Consider the following 24,368-nt stretch of genomic DNA (forward strand, 5'->3'; position numbering starts at 1 on the left):
ACCGTTTTACCTTGTTGCAAGGTTTTCCATCTCCGCATGTAGAAGTTAATGATATGGATTAGTTGAAGGGGCGAGCAGAGGTTGCTTACATGAGCTGCTTGCTCAAAATCAACTATTTTATGGAGGGGATCAGTCATGGGGAAAATAATTTGTTTTATATCAGAGGATTTTGCTGATTTTGAGATTACTTTGGTCCTGCACAAAATTAAAAATGTGGGCAACAGGGAAATAATAGCTATGGGATATAAGGATGAACCAGTAATGAGTGAATCAGGCTTATATTACAAACCTAATGTCACAGTTGCCGAAGCGTTAAAGCTTGAAGATATTGAAGGGCTTATTGTCCCAGGGGGACCGATTCGAAGCCAGCAAAGCTCATTAACGGAGCTCATTATTAAACTTGATCAAGAAGAGAAAATGCTGGCTGCAATATGTAACGGACCGCAATATCTAGGGAGATCTGGTGTGCTGGACAGCAGAGCATTCACTACTTCTTGCACGATTGAAAGAATCGATAAATTAGGGACAGCAGATCCATTTCCACGTGACAATTGCATAGATAAGAGGGTAGTTAGAGACGGGCATGTAATAACTGCAAAAGGACGTGCATTTGTTGATTTTTCATTTGAAATATTCGATTATCTAGGGATTTATCAAGGCAGGGAGCAGGATAAAGGGCAATTATTTAACGACATTATGAATAGATGAACGAGTTAGGACAGTCTTATTTTTCATGGCGCGGATGCTGATTTTGAATCTTCTGGAACATCGGATAGAGTAAAGGCGTCTATGAAAATGAGGTGATAAAAATGAATGTACTCAAGCAGTTACTAATCTTGCTGCTCCTTATGCTGGGAGCTGCCGGCTGCGGCGCTGGAGAAAAAGGGGGAGTTATGGAAAGGCCGGAAGTATCTCCTTCGCAAGCTCCGGTGAAGGCTGCTTTGCCAGAAGCCGAGGAACCGTCTGAAACTTGTAATGCGATTGTCGAGTGGGTCGATTTTCTGATGATTAATGGCATCAAATATCAATACAACTACGAGGGAAGCGAGAAGGTATCTGACGATCAGCTTGGCGAAAAAGTAGGCGAGGTAACTTATATGCTGAACGATCATGCTTGCACGGATTATGTGGAGAAGGATGGCAATGCCGCCTTTTTGCCTATCGGCACAGAGATTTATGCGATAAAGGGCTACAAGTCGGAGTTCCGTGTCGTAGCATTCAACAAGGTTTATGAGGTGATGGATAATCCAAAGGCGGCAACGCTGGGACAATTGCTCGATATCGAAGGCAAAGTTGATAAAGTAGGCCTGGAAAGTGCCGAGGATGGCAGTCCGATCGGCGACTTTAGTGCAGAAGCGTCTGCACAATTTATTCAGGAGCTGCTTCCTCTGCAGCATGTGGGGTTTAAACAGGTTTATGAAAAAACGAAGCATGAATCCGGTATTTTTCTAAGGGTATACTTGCTGGATGGCAGCTCTTTCCGGCTCGTGTATTATCCCGAAGGGAATGGCTTTCATACTGGCGCATTCGGAACAGACAGCCTGAAAAAATTGATTATGGAGCAGCGGGCCCAAATCAAAGCAGCAGCAGGCTTATAGAGCTGCGTCGTCGAAATGGCATTAGCGCTGCTGGAAAGCTTTTTGAATGGATTGGAAGCTGAAAAATCCCGATGAACCGTCAGCAGCAAAAGCATGAGGCTTTTGCTGTTTTTGACGATGCACCGGGACGGTTCGTTCAACTCAAGACTACAGCTTGAATTTATTAATTTGAATACGCAGCTTCTCGGCCATATTCGCAAGCTCTGCGGAGGATGATGCTACTTCCTCCATCGAAGCCATTTGCTCCTCTGCGGCAGCGGACACGTTTTGTGATTCGGCTGCCGTTTCACTGGCCGAGTCGGAGATGAGGCGAATGGATTCCACCAACGTAGTTGTACCGGACACCATCTCGCCGGATGCTGTTGATACGCCTTGAATGCTCACGGCTACCTCCTGAATGGAAGAGCGAATGCGGGCGAACAGTTCACGGGCTTCTTCACCCGTATGTCTGCCTTCAGCCGCTTGGGTGACGGTCTGTTCGGAGGCTTGCAGCGTCCGATCAATTTCGAGGCGGATGCTTCCGATAAAGCCAGCAATTTGCTCGGCTGATTCCATCGACTGGCCGGCAAGCTTGCGAATTTCATCCGCTACGACGGCAAAGCCGCGTCCCGCTTCTCCCGAGCGTGAAGCCTCAATGGCTGCATTCAATGACAAAATATTCGTTTGGCGGGCGATTTGGCTGATGCTGCTGACGACATCGCCGATTTTGCCGGACAAGCCGCTGAGCGCATGAATCGTTTGGGCAAGCTCGCCAATGCCTTGCTCCATCTCGGCCATTTTCCCATTAAGCTGATCCATGGAAGCCGCTCCGTCATCGGAGAGAGTAGAGGCTTCGGAAGCGATGTCGGCCGCATTTGTACTATAAGAAGCGATACCATCAATTTGTATAGCAATGCTGTCGGCTGCTTGGCTTCCATCCTGCAAGCTGGATGTTTGGCGCTCCGAGCTTTCGGCTACGACGAGAATCGCTTCGGATATGCTTTGCGCGGCACGTGCGCCTTGATCCGCTCCCTCAGCAAGCTGCTTCGCAGAATCCGTCAGCTGCTCGGATAAGCCGTTAACCTCCTTCATCAACAGCTGCATTTGATCGCCAGCGGCATTAAAGGAATGCAGCGCCCTGCTAATATCGGTTTTGCCCTTCACCGGAATGCGATACGTTAAATCGCCTTGCGCCAAAACATCAATGCCATGTGTCAACTGACGAATCGGATACACAATCCGCAGAGCAATCAGAACCGTCATGATTAAGGCAAGGATGATAATGCCTGAACCGACCAAGACGATCAAACTTAGCAAAGTATCGACTGGCTTTAAAATTTCACTTTCGTCCGCGAACATCGTAATGACCCAGCCCAGGCCAGTCACACTCATAAACCCAATTTTATTAACGCCATTTTCCTTATAATGAATCGGGGCGGTATGGCCTTGGGTCGCATTGGCGAGCGCTTGATCAAGTGCAGCGATGCCCAGATCGGACAGTTTTTTGTTTAACACAAATGATTCATCCGTGTACGAAAGGAATGTCCCGTCAGCTAACGTCATATAAGCTTTTCCGGTCTCGCCGAATTGAGCTTTGCTGACGCTTTCTACCGCTTGGCTAATCGAATAGGAGGCTCCATAAAATCCATAAGCTTTGCCATCTTTGATTAGTGGAGCACCGACAACAACAACCATCGTGCCCATCGTTTTGGAAATAACCGGCTCAGAAATGAACGGTTTGCCTTCCTTGGCAAGCTTGATGTAAGGCCGATCGGCTAGATCGACGTCCGTATTTTTAATGTTAACAGCGTTGGCGCCAATTAAATCAAGCGAGAAAAAAATCGATTCAAATTCGGGATGCTGATTATGGGCTTGAACGAGAAAATCAAGCTGCTGCTGCCGGTCTGCTTCCACCTTGGAGCCCTGCTCCGCAATGACCTGCATAATCGCCTGCTTTTCAACTAAATTGGCATCAATTTCTTTAGCCAGAAGGCTGGAGTAAAGCTCCATTTGTTTTTCGGCTTGGGATTGGACTTCTCTGGAGGTTGGAACGTAGAAGGTGTAGGAGAGCACGGAGACACAAACGACGATAATAAGCAGTGTGGACAATACAATTCTACCTGCTGTCTGACGAATCGAACCAAGAATGAGCAAATTACGAATAAAACGCGAGTTCTTTAATGACATTACTATTCTCCTTTGTATAAAGTGTGTGTCCTATTAATATCGGTTGATACATGCTATTTTATTACTGCTTTTCTCACGTATTGCTCGTATTTTTGATTTATTTTCAATTTCAATATGTAAGCCTTTACAAGAAAAAAGTAATGATACAGGAATTTAATAAATATATAACAGGTGATTTTTTAATTGTTAAGATTTACTAAATATTTACCAGGCATTGTTCATCCCCTTCGGCAGCAATGGGAAAGTTCGCGTTCAAAAGCAAGGCAGCCCCTAAATGCGGGCTGCCTTTATTATAATGCTACGTTTTATATCCAATACTTCTCGATAATCGCCTCGCGACCGGAGTAAATACTTTAAACGGACTGACCATACAACAGAAACAGCCTTCGGCAAACGTTGCTTTTTGTATCATATTTAAAGCAAGCTTCGCTGCTTTTCCCATAGCGGGCTAAAGCGGCAGCAAACGAACAAAATCAAGTTGATGAGCATAGCCACAAGAAAGACGATGGATGGCGCGGTGAACACGGAAATCCAGCCAGCCGCCGCGACGGCGAAGGGCATGCCAAGCTTGAACAGCGAGCCGGTAATGCCGCTGATTCTTCCGATCAAATGCTGCGGCGTCGTTTCCTGGCGGAACGTCCAAATGCAGACGACGCTGATCGTTTCGAACCAGCCATTTAGAAACAGCGACACGCCTAGCATGGCAGCAGAATGGGAAAGGTACATCATGAAATAAGTAAGGGCTAGACCTAAAGTTGTTAGCGTAATTAACGTTCCAACCTTAAGCCTGCGGCGCAGCCAGCTGATGATGAAGCTGCCGAGCAGGCCGCCAACCCCAGCCGCTGACCATACGAGTCCCAGCCCGAAATTGCTCAGCAGCAATGCGTCCTTGGCATAAAAAATGACCGTTGTATCGACCATGCCGGAGGCGCAATTGAGGAAAATCACCGTTAACGTAATCAGCCACAATAAGCGGTTGCGGCGCAGCTCGCGCCAGCCCTCCAGCAGCTCCTTCCAAAAGCTTGATTCCCGCTGCGCCCGCGGCTGCTCATTCGATTGCAGAAATAATAGCAAAATGAAAGCAAAGCCGAACGCCACCGCCGTCACGAACAAACCATCATGAAGCCGCGGCAGCATGAGCATAAGCCCCGTCAGTACGGGCCCAATGATGCCGATCAGCGTCGTAATGAAATTGAGCGATACGTTGGCCGAGGTAAGCAGCTCTATAGGAATCGCTTGCTTGACGATCGCTACCCGCGCATTGGAGAAGGCATAGCCGAAGGTCATTAGCAGGAATCCGCCTGCGTAGAGGACATACAGCGAAGGGTCGCCATAGGCAAGTGCGGCATACAAGCCGAGTAGAACGAGCATTTGCAGCAAAATCGAAGCAAGCGACCAGTTCTTTTTATGCACCCGATCCACTAATACGCCAATGAACACGGCCAGCAATAAGTTCGGCAGAAACTCGATGCCTTTCATCGTCGACATGGCGACAGCCGACTGCGTCAAATCATATAAAATGAGCGGCAGCGCCAGCTCATAGATTTTATTGCCGAAGGCTATGATGCCGCTAGTCAAGAAAAGAATAAGAAAGTTCCGATGGCCCCATATGGTCGTGTGCGACTGCTGCCGTGACAGGGGAAGACGATTGGTTTTTATGAACATGTGCGGCTGCTCCTCTTGACCGTATTTATGGATCAAAGTATACTTTCGAAAAAGACGAAGGAAAAGCGAAAGGTGAGGATTTTGTTTTTCGCCTTTTAGCGTTTGCCTATTGGAGAAGGAGTCTAAATGGACGTCCACGACTATTACGGCCAGTTAAGGAAGCATTATATTGACATGCCGAAGCGGCAGCGGTTTGCTGTATCGATGGAGGAGCTGAGCGCGCTGCTTGCCTGCACACGCCGCAACACGCAAATGCTTTTGCATAAAATGACGGAGCTTGGACTTGTTGAATGGACGCCAGGGCGCGGACGGGGAAATTTATCGCAGCTGGCATTTCTGAAATCCTGTAGAGAGCTGGCGTTCGCCAAAGCGCAGGAGCTGGTTGAAAAGGGGAAAATCAATGAGGCATGGAAGCTCATGGAGCCATTTGAGGATCAAGCGATTAAAGCCGAGTTCATGGCATGGCTGACCCGGCAGTTTGGCTTGCAGCAGGATACGGAGGAAAAGGATGTGCTGCGCTTCCCGTTCTACCGTCCTGTCTTAAGGCTGGACCCTGCCTATGTGTTCCGGCGTACGGAGTCGCATTGGGTTGAGCAGATTTTTAATACGCTGGTCAAATTTTCGCGGGGGACGTTTCAACCGCAGCTGGCCCACTATTGGGAAAGCAATGAGGAGCATACGCAGTGGTCGTTTTTTCTGCGCAAGGGCGTGCGTTTTCACCATGGGAAGCGGCTGACCGCGCGTGATGTTGCTTTTACCTTTCAGCGGCTGATGGCAAGCTCTCCTTCGGAGTGGCTGACCTCGATGATTGAAGCGATCAACATAACCGGAACGTACAGCCTCACCATCACGCTGAAGGAGCCGAATGCTTTGTTTATGCACAGCTTGTGCACGGAGCGCTTCAGCATTGTGCCGGAGCATGCGGGCGAGCTGGGGGGAGCGGACGATTTTGCCAAAATGCCGATTGGGACAGGGCCCTTCCGCATGCTCCGAAATGATGAATCAATGCTCATTGTGGAGGCGAATGAGCTGTATTTCGAAGGCTGTCCCCATTTGGACCGCATTGAAATGTGGGTGTGGCCAAACTATGAGTCAAGCGAAGGGTGGACTGTTCCAGAGCAGCAGTCGCAGCTGGCCTATTTTGAAGCGCAGCTAAAGCAGCAGGCGGATGGGAAGAAGGAGCAGTTGGAGCAAGTGGAGCAGCTGGAGCAGGGCAGTACCTATTTAGCCTTTAATCTTGCGAGAAAAGGAGCGCTGCAATCGCTTAAGCTGCGCCAAGCGATTCATTACGGCTTGAACCGCAAGCAAATGATTGCCGATCTGGGCGGCATTCGCGAGCAGGCGTCAACGGGCTTCTTGGAGGAGGGGATGGATGCTGACTATGGCTCCAGCTATGATTTCTCCTATGCGGTGCAGCTGGTAAGCGAATCGGGTTATGCAGGCGAAACGCTCAAGCTGTACACGTATGAGATGCCCAGCAATGAGCAAAGTGCGGAATGGACCCGGAAGGCATGCGAGAAGCTGGGTATTCGAATCGAAATGGGGGTGTTCCCAATTGAGGAGCTGGTGGCGTGTGCTGAGCATCGGAAGGAAGCCGATATTATTTTAGGCGGAGAGGTGCTGGGGGAGCAGCCGGATATGACGCTAATTGAGCTGTATAAGTCGGATACGAGCTTCGTAGCTAGCGGTCTTTGCCTTGAAGACCGCGCCTTTGTCGATGAGCATATTTCATTATGTTTGCGGGAGCAGCAGCCGGATGCCCGATTGGACATTTTAATGTGCATTCAAGAGCGGCTCAAGCAGCAGTTCAGCCTGTTGTTTCTGCATCACAGCCGGCAGCTGGTTGGGCATCACCAGTCTTTGCAGGGCATTGCCTTGAATGCCTGGGGCAACATCAATTATAAGGATGTCTGGTTTCGGAGAACGACATGACAGGTGCAAGGGATATGCAGTGCGAATGCTCCTGCAATTAGGTCGAATATTTGGAATGGGGGCAGCGTTTTGTTAAGACAGCTATTAGGGCCGCTTTCCTGGACGCGCCATATTTGCATCATTGGGATTCATATTAACGATCTTAACGAGCTGTTCCTGCATATATTCAGGCGGATGCTTAAAGCCGGTTTCAATCCAGTGCCATACGAGGCCAAGCACAGAACTCATGCTATAGGTGGCTAACAGCTCCGGATCAATATCATCCGTAGGGTTCAAAAGCTCCGCCATCGAAATTTGCTTAAGGACATGAAGCATTTTTTCCTTCATATTGGGCAGCACATCATTTTTCATTAGAATCGTGTAGACGCCCGAATGCTCGTAAATATGTCTGAAAATCGTGACTGCATGGGCAGGAAGCTCACTAACGTTAAACACCTCGACATGCTCGTAGGGTGCCCGAAACGATTGCAGCAGCTTATCGAGCAGCTCATTCGTAATCTCATCCAGCAGTGCTTCTTTACTATCATAATTGGCATAAAAGGTTCCCCGGTTGTAGCCAGCGCATTCTACAATCTCCGTAATGGAGATCGCTTGGAAGGGCTTATTCGCCATTAGAGTGAGCAGCGCTTCCCGCATGGCACGTCTGCTGCGCAAAGTTCGGCGGTCGATTTTTGGATTGTTTTCAGACATTATGCTCCACCTTCTTGACGTGTTTATATACAAAAAACCGCATTGTGTCTGTTACCGGGCAAATGTGGTTTTTTTGCTGATTGTTTCTTAACGCTACGTTTTATTATACTCGAAGTAACAGATGTTCTGTAATGAGCATGTGTTTATTGTATCCTTGATTCAAATGGAGGAATGAACCGTGAGACTAACAGGAAAAGTAGCTGTCGTAACTGGCGCAGCTTCAGGTATGGGTAAAGCGATTGCCGAGCTGTTCGCAGCTGAGGGAGCTAAGGTTGTCGTTTCCGATCTTCGCATAGATGCTGCTCAAACGGTTGTTTCCGCTATTGAAGCAAGCGGCGGACAAGCGATTGCAATCGCTGCCAATGTAGCGAAGGAAGAGGACGTTCAGCAATTAATCGATACGACTGTAGCGAATTACGGTACAGTGGATATTTTAGTTAATAATGCGGGAATTATGGACAACTTTGTTCCAGCAGGGGACTTAACGGATGAGCTATGGGAGCGGGTATTCGCTATTAATACAACGGGACCGATGCGTACGATCCGGAAAGTGCTCCCTCTTTTCACCGAGAAGAAGAGTGGGGTTATCGTCAATATCGCTTCTGCTGGAGGCTTGCAAGGCTCTAGAGCGGGCGCAGCTTATACAGCTTCCAAGCATGCTGTCGTGGGCCTCACGAAAAATATTGGTTTCCAATATGCCGACCTCGGCATTCGCTGCAATGCGATTGCACCTGGCGGTGTGAAAACGAACATTGCGGCGTCGCTAACGGAGCCTAACGCTTTCGGAGCTTCGCGTGCGATGGCAGGCATGGGCCTCAACCCGCGTACGGGCGAGCCGGAGGAAATTGCAAAGGTTGCTCTGTTCCTAGCATCCGATGATGCAAGCTTCGTCAACGGCACGGTTGTAACCGCTGATGCGGGCTGGCTGGCTTACTAAGCTTTACAATTACAAGCAGAAGCAGAAATCCCCTCTGGTTGACCCGTTTCCCATACAAATCGTGGGGAAGGGGGGAACTGGAGGGGATTTTATTATATAAGATGTGAAAACATAAGCTAAGAATCATCCCCACTGATTGCAGGCAGCCAAAAAGACATGATGAGATCGACTTTCAATGTTTCTTCCTCGAAGAAGAAGGCAAAGCCATAGGTTTTGTTTCTGTTTTTAATAGGAGTATCATTGAATAATGGATCAAGCGAAAAATAGCTGCCGTCCTCCGCCTGCTCATAAAAGAGGTACGCTTTGCCTGGTCTTAAATAGCCCGCTGTTCCATATTGTAGAAGGACATCCCTTAATGTGCTTTTTCCGACTATTATACCTTTGCTGGTAGAGAAAATCTTACTAGTGTCCGTATATTCTGAATCAGTAGATATAGACCAAACGCCTAACAGATCCGCTTTATTGTATATAACTGAGAAGGAAGGATACTGGTTAAATCCAAATGAGACGGTCTGAGACTCCCCAAACCGTGCATCGATAGACGATTTCGTATCCCCAAATTTCACTGTCGAATTAGGCTCGGTTCCGATTAAATCAAAATCACCTTTGGTTAATGGCTGCGTGCTGAATAGGGGCAAAGGTTTTGGCGCATTCACCAGACTCGGCAGCATGCTGCGTTTGGAGAGGGATTTTGGACGCTCCTCGATACCCATCATTCCTGCAACCGTCAACTGCCTAATCCATTGAATAGCCTCAGCCCGTGTCAAAGGAGAATAGGCTTTAAAGGTAGACAGCGAGGCGGCATCACCGTGTACCATCCCATGTCCAATTAGATAAATCAGATTATCCTGTCCCTCAAAGTGGACGCCATTGGCTGAGGCAATAATCGCGGCTGCTTGTGCTTGAGTGATCGGTGCTGTACGAAGTTCTGTCTTGGCTGCTCCGACAACGGGATGGTTCCATTCTTTCGCAAATTGATATAGCGTGTTTACCCGACTTTTAATTGTCCCATCCGTTTCAGCATTCCTCAACAACCCATTATCGAACGCCTCATACAATATTTTTAAAAACTCTGCCTCGCTTACAAGTCGATCCGGTTGAAAGCTTCCATCCGAATAACCCTCAATGATGCCATTTTCTCTGGCCCATTGCATTAATGTATCTGACCATTGATTGCTTGGTCCATAGGTTTCAGCAGCAGCGATGCTTCCCCCAAGCATGCTGGAAACCACCATAAGACAAATGAACGTCCGACGGACGATAGACATGTATACCTCAACCCTTCTTATTTTTAAAGTTGTTGTGAATGAATCTTATTACATATGTATTATCGGTTGAAAAGTGGCATTTTGTAAGGTTTTACCTTAGGGATCGTTCCCTATCTTATAAACTGGCAATTTCCCCGAAACCTTGTTACGCTTTCTATATCTATGTTGAAACAGGGGGAATCGGGATGGCGGAAGGAAAGAAAACGATGGAAATGAAGCGGGTACAAGATAGTGGAAAGATTTACACCATTAAGGAAGCCGCGAAGCTAGGAGGATTATCAGAGGATACAATCCGTTATTATGAGAAAATCGGCGTTTTGCCGCAGGCGGAGCGTAAAAACAACACCCATCGTTTTTACCGGATGAAGGATATTGAAACGATGAAGATGCTGGTCTGCCTGAAGAAAACAGGCATGTCGCTTGACGAGATAAGACCGTTTATAGGTGTGTCCTTCATTAATATACCGTCGGATTACCCCGAGCTGGTGCAATTAATGCTGAACCATAAGCAGCAAATTCGGCAGCAAATAGCGGATTTGCAGCAGGTGCTGGACTTTATTGATGACAAGCTGAAAATCACCTCTTTTGAGCAAGGGGGCTGCCCTCAGTAGCTGCAACAACTAGGGCAACCCCTTGACCCAAATCAAAATGAAGAGGATGAGCAAGGGGAATTAATTTTGGGCAGCGCACCTTGCATTTTGAAGGACTGAGGAGCCGCTATTTTAGCATTTTATGTGATTTCAGCCTGTGAGCGGACAGGAAATCCGTTATTGTCTCCATAATCGCATAAAAATGAGTATGAGGCGCTCATTAGCGTCTCCTGAGTCCGCGAGTACCGCCAAAAACCCTGATTTGGTTAAAATAGCGTCGTCTGTGTCCGCCAAATTTCCGCTGCCGACTTTGCCCGGTTATTAAGCCACTTCATATCGTCTCCGCATACTTATCCGAACGAGCAAACCTACAGCTTTGATGCATCTGAGCATATCTAAGTCTATCTGCATCTATCTGTGCCTATTTATGTCTATCTAAACCTATCTATGCCCCCACGTCTACTCCATCACGAGAATACGTGGGGTAGCCTGTTTAATAGCTTTCGACGAGGCCCATGAGCCAAGCGCCGCCGAGAAAATGCTCAGGCACGAGACGACGAGCACGCCAGCCCAGCTGAAGGTCAGCGGTATAGCGACGATGCCGTAGCCGGACAAAATCGTTTCAAGCAGCAGCGGCAGCGCATAAACGCCTGCGAGTAGTCCGATCAAGGCACCAAGCGTCGATAAAATCCCAATACCGAGGGTGATGGAGAGTCGGATGCGAAATGAGGTCAGGCCGAGGGATTTGTAAATCCCGTAGGTTTTGCCCTCTTTCCGCATATGAATGCGGCAGGTGCTGTACGTAATGAGAAAGGTGACCACCATAAACAAGAGACCCATAAGGCTCATCGGGTAGATGAGAATAGCGGTTGCTTCTTTGAACACGGAGTCGAGCAGCATCTGCTGCGTCACAACCGTAGCCGAGGCTTTATAACGCGTATTCAAATCCTGGGCAAGCGCTTCTGACTGTGCAGGGTTTTTGGCATTAATAAAATACACATCCATATCGGAAAAAGCAGGCTTGGCAGCTCTTACCGCATCGGCTGTTACTCTTGCTGAATTGGACATATTGGCAATCGCTTGATAAATGCCGGTGACGGTTAGCGTCTGTTTATGTCCCGCGATATACGCATCGACCGTATCCCCTACACTTTTGCCTAGATTGCGGGCGGCGTTTACACCGAGGGCAATTTCATTTTTTTGCCGCGGATTGTAGCCAGAAATCGTTTCAAAACCAAGCTGCTCGTACCCCCCTTGAACAATCGTCAGATTGAGGCTGATGGAGGATGAAGCCGCACTAATACTGCCATTATCGTTGCTGTACACCGTTTCCGTCCCCGCAACCCCCGAGCTGATCACACTACTCAAATTAGCCTGCCAGCCAAAGTTTTTCACTCTGGGATCGGCCTGCAGCGCCTCTTCAAACTTGGCTTGGGAGAAGGCGGTTTTGTTGAACAACAGGGCGGCCACGTTGGCATTATCATAGCCCCATTTCGCAGCGGTTTGCTGGATGTTCATGATGCTGGCAAGCAAAATATAGCCCAGCACAAGCACGGAAGATGCCGTTACCGTAAGTACGATCATGAAGGCGGAGCTTCTCCCATTTTTGAAAATATTCCTCAGCCCCATGGCGGCTGCCAGCGGCAGATGGAAGTCCACCAGCTTGCTTGTCAGCGTGGTGCCCATTCTGCGTGCTTGTTTATTATTATCGGCCTCTGACATGCCGAAACGGATCGCCTGCACAGGCTGCACGTTGCGTGCTTTATTAGCGTAAAAGAAGGCGCATAACACGACTAGTCCAAACAGCAGCAGGCCCACCGCAAGGACGGTTACTGCGGCGTTAACGGGAATTGCCTCCGTACCTGTTTTCAGCGAAGACAGCGACAGATTCATAATAAACCCGGATAAGAAGCGGCTTAGCGCAAGCCCGGGGATAATCGAAAGGATAGCGAGAAACCCGTATTGTAGCACGTAGGTGCTGATCATTTTGGACGAGGACAGCCCTAACGCTTTTAGGACGCCTATCGTTTTATAATGGGCTAGAATCGCATCGGATATCGTAAAACCAACGGTGAACAGCGCAATCAGCATCATAATGATACCGAGAAAAATCATAATAAAGCCGATCACCTGGTTCATAATTAAATAAAAGGACGATATTTCCTCAAACTCCATTTTAGATTCCAAATAGGGCGTTCCCCATTGCTGCTCGAAACGGCCCCAATCGTCCAACTGCTCGCTATAATCGGCAAAACGAAGGCCAATCATATAGCCGTCTTTACCCGCTGCGGCTGCAGTTGTCCATTGATCAGCATAATCCTGCGGATTCATCCAAATCCGGGCGGTGTTGGAGAAGGGTGCGCCATATGGAATGTCCACAACGAACGCTGAAATTTTCAAGTTCAGCGGCCCAGAGCCTGCCTGAACCTGAAGCGTATCGCCAACCGCCATACCGTTCGTGTAGGCAAGAGAGGTAGGAACCCAGATCGTTCCGTGCTCAGGAGTAGGGGTTGCCGTTCCTTCAGCAAAAATCAGCTCATCGACGCCAAAGGGCGGCTGCGGCGTATCCATCATTAGCAAATACATGTTAGGAATATCCTGTCCCTTGTATTTCATGCCGGATAACGTCTGGTAACGAAGCAGCTTGGAAACATCTACGCCTGTCTGAGCTTTCCACCAGGCATAAACCTGTTGCGGATCATGAATGCCTTTTTCGAGCGTTAACAGCTGATGCGAGCCATGTGTTTTCTGGTGTTTGTCTGCGAATAAATTTCCCGTATTGGTGATGAGGATCGCGGCGGTTGCAATCAGCAGGGTAGCGAGCAGGAGGAGCAGGGCGATGAAGATGTTTTGGGTTTTGTTTATAGCAAGGCGAGAGCGGCATAGCGTCCATACGGCATACATAGCGTCTACTCCTTCCCCGTTACAAAAGCGAAAATGACCGCTTCACGATCCTGCATCGTACCCAGTCCAAACTTCTCGAAATCAAGCGTACCACCGACTTTTCCATCCCGGATAAAAATAAGCCGATCGGCGCGGCAGGCCGCTTTCATATCATGGGTGACCATAACGATCGTCTGCCCTTGACGATTCATATCGGTTAGCTGGTCGAGCACAGCGATGCCCTGATCATAATTAAGGCTGCCTGTCGGCTCATCGGCAAAAATCAAATCGGGCGAATTAATAAGCGCCCTTGCGATTGCGGCCCGCTGCTGCTGGCCTCCCGATGTTTGTGCGGGCAGGCGCTGGCTTTGCCCAACAAGTCCCATCGCTTTCAGTAGCGACTGGGCTTTCTCTTGTACGCTCGCTTTGCCACCCCCAGCGATATAGCCGGGCAAAGCGACATTTTCAAGCAGGGAAAGGTCGGGCACAAGATTCATGCTTTGATAAATATAGCCGATGCGCTTCGCCCTGAAGTCAGCTAATTGCTGCTCCTTATACTGATCAATGCGCTGCTCGCGAAAATACACCTCTCCCGCCGTCAACTGATCCAGCCCGCTCAGCAAATACAGCAGCGTCGACTTGCCGGAGCCGGAATTGCCCATAATGACAGTAAATTCGCCCTCATAAATGTCTAAATCCACATTGCGGATGGCATGATATTGCTCGCCGCCTGTCGAATAGGTTTTACATAGGTTTCTAGCACGAATAATCGCTTGCTTGGTCATGCGTCTCTCTCCCGAAAGTCTGTCGTAACCCCATTATAAATACGCAATATTTAAAAAGGCTTATCAAGTTATTAATAAATCATTACAGTGAAGTGCACTTCAGAAGGAGGCAATTGCTATGTATGAGCTAACAGCAGCAGAGTTTAATAGGGTCAATACAATGCTTGAAGAGGTGGGAAACAAAGCTGTCTATGCTTTATCGGCAATCCAGCAGTTGCAACAAGGAAAGGTGTTTGTAAACGATAAGAAAAATCCCGCAGCAGCGTTCATAACGAGTGTTGGTGGATTCTATTGTTTATTGGGAGCAACTGCTGGAAGAAAATAATTTGATAAAGGCGACCAAAATTAAACGGGCTTATTACCAATTCAACAAAGGGAAATTTCTACAAACTTATCGCGATTATTCATTTATGCTCAACCCTGAATTCAACGAAGAAGGGTTAAACCTGGAAACAGCAAGTCAATATCGAGAGGAATTTTATCCGTATTATAAAATAGTTTGGGATTCAGCCCAACAATTTATCGATCATGGTGTCGGTCATTTTGTGACGAAAGAAGATAAGATTATCAGTGTTTGTTCCTCACCCTATGTTGGGGGAGGTTATGCTGAAATTGACATTATTACAGTAGAAAAATATAAACAAAAAGGCCTCGCTACATCGGTTGGTGTCCGTTTTATTAAGGAGTGTCTTCACAAAGGACTGACGCCAAATTGGTGCTGTCATTCCGATAACTTGGAGTCCTTAAGAATTGCCCATAAGCTTTGTTTTGAGCAAATAGATGAGCGTCCTATGTATTGGTACAACGGTTAGCCATTATGCGACTAGCATAGGGGAATGGTGAAATGAAAAACGGTGCCACTGCCGTTTTTGCTTTTGAACGCAATGGAGCCGCCATGTGCTTCTACAATATTTTTGCAAATTGCTAGTCCTAGTCCCGTACCTTCAGGCGCTGCCGCATCCCCGCTCGTATCCATTCGTCCCCGAAACGAGCGGTCGAACACAAAGGGCATATCTTGGGGACGGATGCCCCGCCCGGTATCCGCTATTTTAATCATAAGCTGCTCCTTGCTCGCACTCAGCTCGGTCTCTATACGGATCGTATCGCCTGGGGAGGTTGCTTTCAGCGCATTCGCCACTATATTGGCAAGCACCTGCTCAATACGCGCTTGATCAATAGAGATCAGCACATCGGGAATATCCGGGCTCTGTTCAAAAATAACGCCGCTCGTCCGTACCATATGGCCAAGCGGTTTGAACATGGGCAGCAAAGCCTGCCTGCTGTATTGCTCGACGGGCTGGACGGTAATTTCACCCAGCTCCTGCAAAGCATGTATGAGCAGATCATCGATGAGCCGCGCCATTTTGTTGGTATTTGTCTGCATCACCTCCATATATTCCATCATTGTGTCTGGGTCGGAGCAGACTCCGTCCTGTATGGCGTCTATATAGGCTTTTACCGTTGTCAGCGGCGTTTTAATATCATGCGAAAGATTGGAGATGAGCTCCTTCTGCGCTTTCTCCTGCTTCATTCTCTGCTGACCCAAATGGAGCATCTCCAGCCTCATTTGATCAAACATGGCGAACAGCTCGCCCAGCTCATCTGACCGATGGTAATGGATTTTCTCCGTGTAATAGCCTTTCAAAAGCGTTTCGGCATGCTGCTTGAGCTCATGAACAGGCGCAATATAATGGTGCTTCAGTTTATAGCTCATCCAAAGCAGCAGGAGGACGGCAAGGATAAATAAGACTAGCATCGCTGCTAGCAAGCTGATAGGCAGCGTATGTGAGGCTTTTGGAAAAATGCGGTTTTCGGGAAGGGTGAAAATTGCATTTCCGACCTGCGCCTCGCTCCGTTCACTTATGATCGGGAAGGCGATCTTAAACTGATCTACCTCCAGCTTCGCATTATATAAATCATAATGCAGCGATGTATGTAAATTGATTTTCCTTAAGGAAGAATGAGTGGGAGCAGCGATTGGCGGCAGGGCGGAATCGAAAACGGCCGTTCCGTCCAGCTGGACATAGATTAGGCTGATGCCTCTGGCAGCAGACATCATCCGCAGCTTCTCCTGAGCGGCAGCATTTTGTGCGAGTTGGTCGACATTTTGATTAAGATAGAGCACCAAGTCATTCACCTGTAGGCGAACTTGGTTAATGACATATTTTTCACCAGCTTGCTGTTCTGGCTTTAGGTGCAGCCACAACAAGCAGGCACCGCAGCCTGCCATTATGATTAAACAGCTTATTACAGCGAGCAACCATCTATGAAGTAGATTGCGTAAAGGCATGCTTCATCTCCCATCGTCCTGGCTGAATTTATAGCCCACGCCCCATACGGTTTTCAGATAGACGGGAGCGGAGGGCTTAACTTCAATTTTCTCGCGGAGGCGGCGAATGTAAACGGTGACGGTGCTTTCATCTCCATAGGAGGTATAGCCCCAGACGGCATCAAGCAGCTGTATTTTGGAAAACACCTGATTCTTATGGCAGGCTAGGTAATAAAGCAGTTCAAACTCCGTGGCGGAAAGAGCGACCTCCAGGCCATCCACCGTCACCATATGAGCCCGCTTGTCGATGGTAATCGCGCCTAATTGGAGCAGGTCCTTGTTTTCTGGTGCTGGCGGTAGAAGCATGCTGTCATAGCGGCGAAAATGGGCATTAATACGGGCGAGCAGCTCGCTTAATGAAAATGGCTTCGTCATATAATCATCGGCACCGAAGCCAAGTCCCAGCACTTTATCGGTATCGCTGCCGCGGGCGCTTAAAATTAGAATGGGAACATTGCTGCGGCTGCGAATTTCCCTGCACAAATCAATACCATCCATGTCGGGCAGCATCATGTCCAAAATCATATAATCAGGCTGCAGCAAATCCATCATTAGCAGCCCATCGTGGGCATTTTCAGCAATCGCAATCTCGTAGCCATACTTGGACAAATAATCCTTCAGAATGCGCGAAATCGCAGGTTCATCTTCAATGATGAGTATTTTACGAGTTTGATTGATCATGTTTGTCTCCATGAATTTTGATTTGAAATGAAAGATAGAATATTTCGTATTCTATTGATTTTAAACGATTTTTGCAAAATTGAATACAATATTTGACCTTGGGCTAACATAGAATATATATTGAGTGTAATTCAAATCATACATTCTGCGTAAATCATGCAAAACGGAGGTCTTCTTATGCTACTAGAATTTAGAGCGAAGAACTACAAAACGTTTCAGGATGAGCTTGTTTTTTCGATGATACCTGCTCCCAAACAGAAGGGACTGGACTACAGCATCTTAAGCGAGAAAATCGGCTCCAAAACATATAAGGCTTTAAGTTCAGCTGTCATTTATGGCCCCAATGCATCGGGGAAAAGTAATATTATTGGAGCGATGGAGGTTTTGAAATCCATCCTCCTAAACGGATATATTCGTAATGGCAATGGCGAATCTGTAGCGAATGCCGCTGTCAATCTTCTGGAACTGATTCCGAATAATACTTTTGAAGAGAGAAGTCCCGTTTGTTTTTCTATTACTTTCATCGAGAGTGGGCTGTTTTTTGAATATAAACTATCGCTTGATCTGGGAGTGTTTTTAGATGCGAGTTCTAAGCGTAAAATATTATCCGAAATGTTGACTGTAAACGGGAAAAGTGTTTTCTCAAGAGAAGGTTCCTTGCAATTTGGTGATTTTAAAATGATTAAATCATATTTTATAGATGATTTTGAGGCTGAGTTTCTAACTGTTGCAATGGCTCTAGCAAAAAAAAATCTTCATGATGAAGAGCTTTTTTTAATGAATGGCTTCAAAGCCATGTTTAGTACAGAACTAGTAAGCATCATAAGCAAATGGTTTGATAAAAAATTCATGGTTTATTATAGAGCAGATGCGATTCAACTCACGAAGAAGTTTCCAGATAATAAGAGGAGAACGATCTATGTAGACAAGAGCATGAATGAGGCTGCCAGGGTATTTGGGCTTCATTCCAATGCTATTGGTTATATCACACAGGAAGAGGACTCTGAGCCGGAACTCTATTCTTTACTGGATAAAGAAAATGCGATAAGGGCGGAAATATTTGAATCTTACGGAACGCTGCGTTTTTTGAATATTTTTCCTATTATTGTTAATTGTCTGCTTAATGGAGGGACTCTAGTTATTGACGAGTTTGATGCTTCCTTGCATCCGGTTGCTTTAATTAGTATTATAAATCTCTTTCACAATGATGATCTTAATAAGAAAAACGCACAGCTTATTTTCAACACACATAATCCGATATTTTTGAATCCTAATGTGTTTAGACGAGATGAAATCAAATTTGTAGAGCGCGAGGACATAACGAATGGAAGCAAACATTATTCATTGTCGGATTTTGGGTCCTCTGGTGAAAAAGGAGTACGTAAGCATGAAGACTACATGAAAAACTATTTTGTGAGCCAATATGGCGCAATCCATGACATTGATTTTACCCCAGTAATCGAAAATTTGCTGCAAGACAGGGACGAGGGATAAAAGATGTCTAAAATGAAAAAGACTCATAAATATTATTTCTCAGTAGCAGGGGGAAACAGAAAAGTGGTAAGAAAAAAACGGCAACAATAGGGAAACAGCTTAAATATCATTTAGGGTATAGTAATTTTACTTTTGAATTATGGATCATTTTGCATAAATCCGAATGTAATGCTTCTTTCTCTCATAGACGTGAATATCTTAAGCCCATAAACAAAGCTTATGATGAACATTTCACAAACCTTGTTCAATACAAACAGGAAGCCAAATTTAAAACGGAAAACCCTTCTCTAAGCATCTGGCAGAGTATAGAAAAAATATTAAAAGATTGCGGTCTATTACAAGCGCCTTAATTGACGGTATCATCTGTATTCCTGCTATTGTTAGTCCGATATTTTAATTGGAATTATTAAATAACAAACAGAGCTGCCAAGGATGCTGCTACAGCCATTCGGCGGCTCTGTTTATTTAGCTTTCAGATCCAAGGTCAGCCGTTACTCCCGAATGGTCACGCGGGTATTAATCGGAACCAAATGGGCGAGGGCGACCACGTCGTCATTGTACATGCGGATGCAGCCATGCGACACCATGCGCCCGATCGAGGAAGGGTCATTGTTGCCATGAATGCCGTAATGCGGCTTGGACAACCCCATCCAGAAAGCGCCGAACGGCCCACCCGGATTGGGCTGCTTGTTAATAATCGTAAATTCGCCGAGCGGCGATTGCGTCAGCATTTTGCCGATGCCAACAGGATAGGCGTTTACAACCGTATTGCCATCAAGCAAATACAGCCTGCGGTCAGATAGATCAACGATAATGCGGTATGAAGGCATGAAAGGTTTCCCTCCTTTGCTTCTATCCTATGTAAGAGGGGGAGGGAGGGCATTAGGCATTGTCCTATAGGCATGAAATCGCGGAGATTCGGAGGTAGACCGCCTATAGCAATGAGGACTGCCATATAGTTGGCAGCCCTCATTTTTAAGAAAAGCGTATATTGCGTCAGCGGCTAATGCCCCGATGCCTCATGATCGTTGGACAGCTTCAGCACATCAAACAGCTTGAACAGCAGGCTTAGCAAAATCGCTACGACTGTCGCAAGCGCCATGCCGGAGATGGAGAAATCACCCAGCTTGATGGTGACGCCGCTGAGTCCGGTTACCATAACAACCGTCGTCAGAAACAGATTAGTCGGCCTGCTGTAATCGACCTTCGATTCCACAAGCATCCGGAAGCCGGATGCGGCGATAACGCCGAACAGAAGCAGGGAAACGCCGCCCATGACAGGAGTCGGAATGCCCGAAATGAGCGCCGAGAATTTTCCTGAGAAAGAGAGCACAATGGCGATGACGGCCGCGCCGCCAATGACAAAGGTCGAATAAACCTTTGTAATCGCCAGTACGCCGATGTTTTCGCCGTAGGTCGTATTAGGCGTAGAGCCGACGAAGCCGGAAATCATCGTTGAAATACCGTTGCCCAGCATGGAGCGGCTCAGCCCCGGGTCCTTCGATAAATCCTTTTCGACGATATTGCTCGTCACGACCAGATGGCCGATATGCTCGGCTATGACGACGAGCGCAGCGGGAGCGATGGCAAGAATGGCTGCCCACTGGAAAACTGGCATCGTAAACTGAGGAGACTGCAGCCAGCCGCTTTCACTAACACCGGAAAAGTCAGTCATGCCCATAAATTGAGCAAGAACATAGCCGGACACAATTCCAATTAGTATCGGAATAATCTTCATAAACCCACGGAACAGCACCGAGCCGAACACAGTTATAGCCAGCGTAATGGTAGACAATGCGACCGTTGAACCGTCCATCGTCCAGTTTGCCGGGTCCTTATAGTTGTCCGGCATAATCCAGCCAGCCATTTTCGCTGCGACCGGAATGAGCTCCAGCCCGATAATCGCGACAATCGCGCCCATCGCCGCAGGAGGGAATACGACGTTAATCCAGCCCGTTCCCGCATAATGAATAATTAAGGCGACAAGTGTGAAAATAACGCCTGCGGCAATAAAACCGCCCAAAGCTGCGGCATAATTGCCCGGCTCGCCAGCTGCATGTTGGCCGATTACCGCTCCGGCAGGAGTGATAAAGGCAAAGCTGGAGCCAAGATAAGCGGGGATTTTGCCTTTGCAAATCCATAAATAAAGCAAGGTGCCGATTCCGTTCATAAGCAGGCACACAGCCGGATCGACGCCGAGCAAGTTCGGCACAAGCACGGTGGAGCCGAACATGGCGAATAGATGCTGCAAGCTCAGCATCAGGCTCTGCCCTAGCGGAGGACGATCCATAATTCCAATTGCATTACGGTTTTTCATAAACCAATGATCCTCCCGAGTGTTCTATGTCTATAATCCTTGTCGATTCTACCTAGTTCAGTGGAGGTTGGCAAGCTTTTTTTCAAGCGGATAAAAAAAAGAGACCGGAGCCGTCCCCGGAACGGACTCCAGCCTGATGCCGTTAGCTATATGAGCCTTGCACCATGTTGGTTTTCAATATTTACGGTGTGTGATGCCCCATATATTGGTACGTCTCATTAGGATAATAAGACCACTGGCTCGTATCGTACAAGCTCTTGCCGATTTCCCCCGATTTGCGGACCATAGTACCACCGCTTGGGAACAGGGTGCTGGTTAAAGCTCCGTTTGAGCTGATATCGCCAGCTACATCAACGACCACGTCATTGTTCTTAAGAGCGATGCCGCTCACGATAAATCCCCATTCTGGAGCAAGTTTTTCTTCAAGGTTGTAATAGAAAGCATTGGTTAGATAAAAAAAGTCGTACCACGCCGTATCTATTATAACGGTGACTCCGTTCGGAGTGAGTTGAGGAAGAGCCAGCTCTTTCTCGTAATATTGCCCATTGGTAGAGCTGCGTCCGTAAACAAACAAGCTATAGCCTGTAAGGTTGTTGCTGTTGCTATAAATTTCTACGGCTGCCCGGTTTTCATCCTGAAGTAAAAATTCAGAAATATAAACGGGCGACGTTGTGAATGGCGGAGCGTCAGCAACCGTCGTAAACGTCCACTGCGTCTTTGAGGTTATTCCCGGCGATGCCAGCCCATTGCTGTCCTGAAAGCTGCCAGCAGCAACCTTTACATAATAGGCGGTCGCGCCTGACAGCCCTGAAATCTGGACCTCAGCTGTATTGCCGTTAAACGTCACCTTAGTCGAATCATCGAGTGCAACGCTGGCAGCGATGGAATCGTCGGATGCTTTATACACGGTAAGCGTATGACCCGCTGTCGCGAGAACAGGCCGATTAAACGTAAGCGAGAGCGTCAAATCTTTACTCACGTCCATCGCTTGGCTGGCAGGAGACAGGCTCGTGATATCCAGCTCATTCGTTGCGCCAATCAGCATGTCAGCAGTCGTAAGCGCGCGTCCGCTAGTCAAAGCACTTGCCTTGGCTGTAATGCTGAAATTTGTAATATCCGTATCGAAGTCGGTGCCATCGTAATCTACCGATAGCCAAATTTCATTGGCGGATAAAGGAATCACACTCAGTATGGTCATGCCTGGTGGAGCATGATTCAGCTCGAAGTCGCTTGTATCTGCAGCCATCTCGAACGTATCCTCTTCTAATGTAACAGTGAAAATAGCTCCGCTGGAAGCTCGCAGTTGATCCTCCGTCAAATCCTCAAGATCGACAGCCGTTAACGTTCGCGCATCTGCGGTCAGGAACGTCCAGACTGCATCATCGCTGATGCCTGCAAATGCATTGCCATGCACATCTGTAAATGCGCCTTCCTCAACCTCTACGTAATAAGCAGTTATGCTCGTGAATTGAACAAGTTGTGAAGAGGGATGGAGAATCGCTTTACCGCCTTGAATCGTAACCTGCTCGGATTCAGATACGATGTAGGTTTGTACGATCGTATCGTCTGAGGCCTGCCGAATCGTAATTTTTTTGCCTGTGACCGGAACGATGTCCTCGTTAAAGGACAGGGAAGGCTCGGCTGACAAAGCATAATTCGGCTCCTGATTTGCAGGAGAGGTCTGCACGAGCAGAGGAGCGGTTACATCGGCAGTTGTAAAGCTCCAAGCTGAAGAGCTGCTGATGCCTTCAAAGGCATTGCCCGCCTGATCGATGAATGCACCAGCGTCAATCGTGACGGAATAGCTTGTCTCGCTGCCTAGATCGGCATGCTTAATCGAGATATTTTTGCCATCTATGATGATATGACTAGCATCGTCTGCATCATAGGCCAAAACATCAAGCGGATTCGCCGCATTTGTAATATAGATTTTTTTACCGGAAACAGCTGTAACGGGCTTATTCATTGTCAGCTCCAAATCGGCAGCTACGCTAATGTCACCCGCTGAATGGGCCGGAACACGGCTCTGAATATAGGGTGCGGACGTATCTGGCACTACCGTGCTGGTTGCCAGCAAGAAGGATTGCCCATCAGTTGTGCCTGCCGCCGCAACTGGTGTAGCTTCGACAAACAGATAGTAGCCGACGTCTTCAGAAGCAACGGGATAGGCTGGCGAAGTTGCGCCGGCAATGGCCGTGCGGTCCGAGCCATCTGCCTGCGTGCCGCGGTACCATTGGAAGCGGGAAGCGGCTTCGGCGTCATTTTCAGCATCAAAATAATCATATTGCAACGTCATCATTTCGCCTGCTTTCAGCAAGCCAGCGAGCAAAGCGCCGTGCAGCACAGGAGCATCGTTGATAGAGCTGAGCGTGATGATGTAATTGGAGCTGGCTGCCGAGGAGCCTTTGCCCGCATAGCTGCTTAGCAGCTTGGTTGCGTCCGCAGCGGTGACCACGCCGTCACGGTTAATATCGAGCAGATTAATCTCTTCCGGCGTCAGTACAGCGCCGCTGTTCACGACCTTCATGATGTACAGGGCGTCCGCAGCGGTGACAATACCGTCGCCAGTCGTATCCCCGATGCGGGTTACGGTCAACTGGAACTGCTCCGTCAGTTTCTCAAGTGTTGGGGTTTGCGCTTCAAGCGTAATCGTAGTTGTCCCCGCCGATATAATCTCTAATTCTGTATAAAGCTGGTAGGCATTTGCCGTAGCAACGGCGGAATCGCTGGACGAGGCTGTCAGCTGGGAAAGGCCAGCAACACCGGAGAACAGCACACTTGCATCCAAGGAAATACGGGAGCTGTGATGCTCGATAGCCGCACCAAATGGGGCGGTAGAATCCGAGGAAGGCTTAATCCAGGGAATGTCCTTGTTGACAATCGGGGTGAAAAAGTTGGAACTGACTGGAGTTGCATTTGCTGCATTTGGCAGCGGCAGAGCGGTCCCCAGCATAGTCGCGCACAAAATAATCGCTGGTCCTTTGCTGCGGGAGAAATGAGCCATTTTACGCCAATAATTATTCATTCGTCCAG

20 protein-coding genes are annotated in these 24,368 nt (G+C 47.8%); 9 read left to right on the plus strand and 11 right to left on the minus strand.

Going from position 1 to position 24,368, the window contains the following annotated elements:
* The first annotated feature begins 135 nt into the window (after window positions 1-135).
* The gene (locus ABEW34_RS25145; protein WP_430162448.1) at window positions 136-708 is read left to right on the plus strand and encodes a DJ-1/PfpI family protein; all 573 of its coding nucleotides are present in this window, start codon (window positions 136-138) and stop codon (window positions 706-708) included.
* Between the two features lie 101 nt (window positions 709-809).
* Entirely contained in the window at window positions 810-1,598 is a 789-nt protein-coding gene (locus ABEW34_RS25150; RefSeq protein WP_430162450.1) for a hypothetical protein, read from the plus strand.
* Window positions 1,599-1,745: 147 nt separating this feature from the next.
* Here ABEW34_RS25150 and ABEW34_RS25155 read toward each other — a convergent pair whose 3' ends face one another.
* The gene (locus ABEW34_RS25155; protein WP_430162452.1) at window positions 1,746-3,764 is read right to left on the minus strand and encodes a methyl-accepting chemotaxis protein; all 2,019 of its coding nucleotides are present in this window, start codon (window positions 3,762-3,764) and stop codon (window positions 1,746-1,748) included.
* 414 nt (window positions 3,765-4,178) lie between these two features.
* On the minus strand, window positions 4,179-5,429 hold the full coding sequence (locus ABEW34_RS25160; protein ID WP_430162454.1) for an MFS transporter: 1,251 nt from the start codon (window positions 5,427-5,429) through the stop codon (window positions 4,179-4,181).
* A gap of 126 nt (window positions 5,430-5,555) precedes the next feature.
* Here ABEW34_RS25160 and ABEW34_RS25165 point away from each other — a divergent pair, with 126 nt between their 5' ends.
* On the plus strand, window positions 5,556-7,361 hold the full coding sequence (locus ABEW34_RS25165) for an ABC transporter substrate-binding protein (protein ID WP_430162456.1): 1,806 nt from the start codon (window positions 5,556-5,558) through the stop codon (window positions 7,359-7,361).
* Window positions 7,362-7,445: 84 nt separating this feature from the next.
* On the opposite strand, the gene ABEW34_RS25170 is transcribed toward ABEW34_RS25165, so the two are convergent.
* A complete protein-coding gene (locus tag ABEW34_RS25170) occupies window positions 7,446-8,051 on the minus strand; it encodes a TetR/AcrR family transcriptional regulator (RefSeq protein WP_430162458.1) in 606 nt (201 codons plus the stop codon).
* Window positions 8,052-8,229: 178 nt separating this feature from the next.
* Between ABEW34_RS25170 and ABEW34_RS25175 the strand changes: the two genes are divergently transcribed.
* A complete protein-coding gene (locus tag ABEW34_RS25175) occupies window positions 8,230-8,988 on the plus strand; it encodes an SDR family oxidoreductase (protein WP_430162460.1) in 759 nt (252 codons plus the stop codon).
* Between the two features lie 116 nt (window positions 8,989-9,104).
* Here the strand turns inward: ABEW34_RS25175 and ABEW34_RS25180 are convergent, their stop codons facing one another.
* Window positions 9,105-10,256: an S-layer homology domain-containing protein gene (locus ABEW34_RS25180; RefSeq protein ID WP_430162462.1), complete on the minus strand. Its 1,152-nt coding sequence runs from the start codon at window positions 10,254-10,256 to the stop codon at window positions 9,105-9,107.
* A 185-nt stretch (window positions 10,257-10,441) separates the two neighbouring features.
* Here ABEW34_RS25180 and ABEW34_RS25185 point away from each other — a divergent pair, with 185 nt between their 5' ends.
* Window positions 10,442-10,867 (plus strand): MerR family transcriptional regulator, encoded by a 426-nt coding sequence (locus tag ABEW34_RS25185; protein ID WP_430162464.1) that lies wholly within the window; start codon window positions 10,442-10,444, stop codon window positions 10,865-10,867.
* Window positions 10,868-11,305: 438 nt separating this feature from the next.
* On the opposite strand, the gene ABEW34_RS25190 is transcribed toward ABEW34_RS25185, so the two are convergent.
* A complete protein-coding gene (locus tag ABEW34_RS25190; RefSeq protein WP_430162466.1) occupies window positions 11,306-13,750 on the minus strand; it encodes an ABC transporter permease in 2,445 nt (814 codons plus the stop codon).
* Between the two features lie 5 nt (window positions 13,751-13,755).
* On the minus strand, window positions 13,756-14,514 hold the full coding sequence (locus tag ABEW34_RS25195) for an ABC transporter ATP-binding protein (protein ID WP_430162468.1): 759 nt from the start codon (window positions 14,512-14,514) through the stop codon (window positions 13,756-13,758).
* Between the two features lie 118 nt (window positions 14,515-14,632).
* Between ABEW34_RS25195 and ABEW34_RS25200 the strand changes: the two genes are divergently transcribed.
* Both ABEW34_RS25200 and ABEW34_RS25205 read left to right on the plus strand, forming a co-directional pair.
* The gene (locus ABEW34_RS25200; protein WP_430162470.1) at window positions 14,633-14,839 is read left to right on the plus strand and encodes a hypothetical protein; all 207 of its coding nucleotides are present in this window, start codon (window positions 14,633-14,635) and stop codon (window positions 14,837-14,839) included.
* Entirely contained in the window at window positions 14,790-15,326 is a 537-nt protein-coding gene (locus ABEW34_RS25205) for a GNAT family N-acetyltransferase (RefSeq protein WP_430162472.1), read from the plus strand. Before ABEW34_RS25200 ends, ABEW34_RS25205 begins: the two co-directional genes overlap by 50 nt.
* 11 nt (window positions 15,327-15,337) lie before the next feature.
* On the opposite strand, the gene ABEW34_RS25210 is transcribed toward ABEW34_RS25205, so the two are convergent.
* On the minus strand, window positions 15,338-16,804 hold the full coding sequence (locus ABEW34_RS25210) for an ATP-binding protein (RefSeq protein ID WP_430162474.1): 1,467 nt from the start codon (window positions 16,802-16,804) through the stop codon (window positions 15,338-15,340).
* Window positions 16,805-16,807: 3 nt separating this feature from the next.
* Window positions 16,808-17,521: a response regulator transcription factor gene (locus ABEW34_RS25215; RefSeq protein ID WP_430162529.1), complete on the minus strand. Its 714-nt coding sequence runs from the start codon at window positions 17,519-17,521 to the stop codon at window positions 16,808-16,810.
* 180 nt (window positions 17,522-17,701) lie between these two features.
* Between ABEW34_RS25215 and ABEW34_RS25220 the strand changes: the two genes are divergently transcribed.
* Window positions 17,702-19,018: an AAA family ATPase gene (locus ABEW34_RS25220; RefSeq protein WP_430162476.1), complete on the plus strand. Its 1,317-nt coding sequence runs from the start codon at window positions 17,702-17,704 to the stop codon at window positions 19,016-19,018.
* A 29-nt stretch (window positions 19,019-19,047) separates the two neighbouring features.
* Window positions 19,048-19,368 carry an RloB domain-containing protein gene (locus ABEW34_RS25225; RefSeq protein WP_430162531.1) on the plus strand — a complete coding sequence of 107 codons (321 nt, stop codon included), beginning with the start codon at window positions 19,048-19,050 and terminating at the stop codon, window positions 19,366-19,368.
* Between the two features lie 141 nt (window positions 19,369-19,509).
* Here ABEW34_RS25225 and ABEW34_RS25230 read toward each other — a convergent pair whose 3' ends face one another.
* The 3 genes from ABEW34_RS25230 to ABEW34_RS25240 form a co-directional block, all read right to left on the minus strand.
* Window positions 19,510-19,848 carry a L,D-transpeptidase gene (locus tag ABEW34_RS25230; RefSeq protein ID WP_056033554.1) on the minus strand — a complete coding sequence of 113 codons (339 nt, stop codon included), beginning with the start codon at window positions 19,846-19,848 and terminating at the stop codon, window positions 19,510-19,512.
* Between the two features lie 173 nt (window positions 19,849-20,021).
* On the minus strand, window positions 20,022-21,335 hold the full coding sequence (uraA, locus tag ABEW34_RS25235; protein WP_430162478.1) for a uracil permease: 1,314 nt from the start codon (window positions 21,333-21,335) through the stop codon (window positions 20,022-20,024).
* Between the two features lie 181 nt (window positions 21,336-21,516).
* Entirely contained in the window at window positions 21,517-24,360 is a 2,844-nt protein-coding gene (locus ABEW34_RS25240) for an Ig-like domain-containing protein (RefSeq protein WP_430162480.1), read from the minus strand.
* Window positions 24,361-24,368 lie beyond the last annotated feature (8 nt).

Origin of the sequence: Paenibacillus algorifonticola (assembly GCF_050481745.1) — a bacterium.
GTDB classification, from domain to species: Bacteria; Bacillota; Bacilli; order Paenibacillales; family Paenibacillaceae; genus Pristimantibacillus; species Pristimantibacillus algorifonticola_A.

Bases quoted from the DNA above. Each gene is read 5' to 3' on its own strand.
- ABEW34_RS25240 (WP_430162480.1), bottom strand. From the start codon at position 24,360: ATGAATAATTATTGGCGTAAAATGGCTCATTTCTCCCGCAGCAAAGGA.
- ABEW34_RS25200 (WP_430162470.1), top strand. From the start codon at position 14,633: ATGTATGAGCTAACAGCAGCAGAGTTTAATAGGGTCAATACAATGCTT.
- ABEW34_RS25155 (WP_430162452.1), bottom strand. From the start codon at position 3,764: ATGTCATTAAAGAACTCGCGTTTTATTCGTAATTTGCTCATTCTTGGT.
- uraA (WP_430162478.1), bottom strand. From the start codon at position 21,335: ATGAAAAACCGTAATGCAATTGGAATTATGGATCGTCCTCCGCTAGGG.
- ABEW34_RS25210 (WP_430162474.1), bottom strand. From the start codon at position 16,804: ATGCCTTTACGCAATCTACTTCATAGATGGTTGCTCGCTGTAATAAGC.
- ABEW34_RS25145 (WP_430162448.1), top strand. From the start codon at position 136: ATGGGGAAAATAATTTGTTTTATATCAGAGGATTTTGCTGATTTTGAG.
- ABEW34_RS25165 (WP_430162456.1), top strand. From the start codon at position 5,556: ATGGACGTCCACGACTATTACGGCCAGTTAAGGAAGCATTATATTGAC.
- ABEW34_RS25150 (WP_430162450.1), top strand. From the start codon at position 810: ATGAATGTACTCAAGCAGTTACTAATCTTGCTGCTCCTTATGCTGGGA.
- ABEW34_RS25185 (WP_430162464.1), top strand. From the start codon at position 10,442: ATGGCGGAAGGAAAGAAAACGATGGAAATGAAGCGGGTACAAGATAGT.
- ABEW34_RS25180 (WP_430162462.1), bottom strand. From the start codon at position 10,256: ATGTCTATCGTCCGTCGGACGTTCATTTGTCTTATGGTGGTTTCCAGC.
- ABEW34_RS25190 (WP_430162466.1), bottom strand. From the start codon at position 13,750: ATGTATGCCGTATGGACGCTATGCCGCTCTCGCCTTGCTATAAACAAA.
- ABEW34_RS25220 (WP_430162476.1), top strand. From the start codon at position 17,702: ATGCTACTAGAATTTAGAGCGAAGAACTACAAAACGTTTCAGGATGAG.
- ABEW34_RS25160 (WP_430162454.1), bottom strand. From the start codon at position 5,429: ATGTTCATAAAAACCAATCGTCTTCCCCTGTCACGGCAGCAGTCGCAC.
- ABEW34_RS25195 (WP_430162468.1), bottom strand. From the start codon at position 14,514: ATGACCAAGCAAGCGATTATTCGTGCTAGAAACCTATGTAAAACCTAT.
- ABEW34_RS25230 (WP_056033554.1), bottom strand. From the start codon at position 19,848: ATGCCTTCATACCGCATTATCGTTGATCTATCTGACCGCAGGCTGTAT.
- ABEW34_RS25170 (WP_430162458.1), bottom strand. From the start codon at position 8,051: ATGTCTGAAAACAATCCAAAAATCGACCGCCGAACTTTGCGCAGCAGA.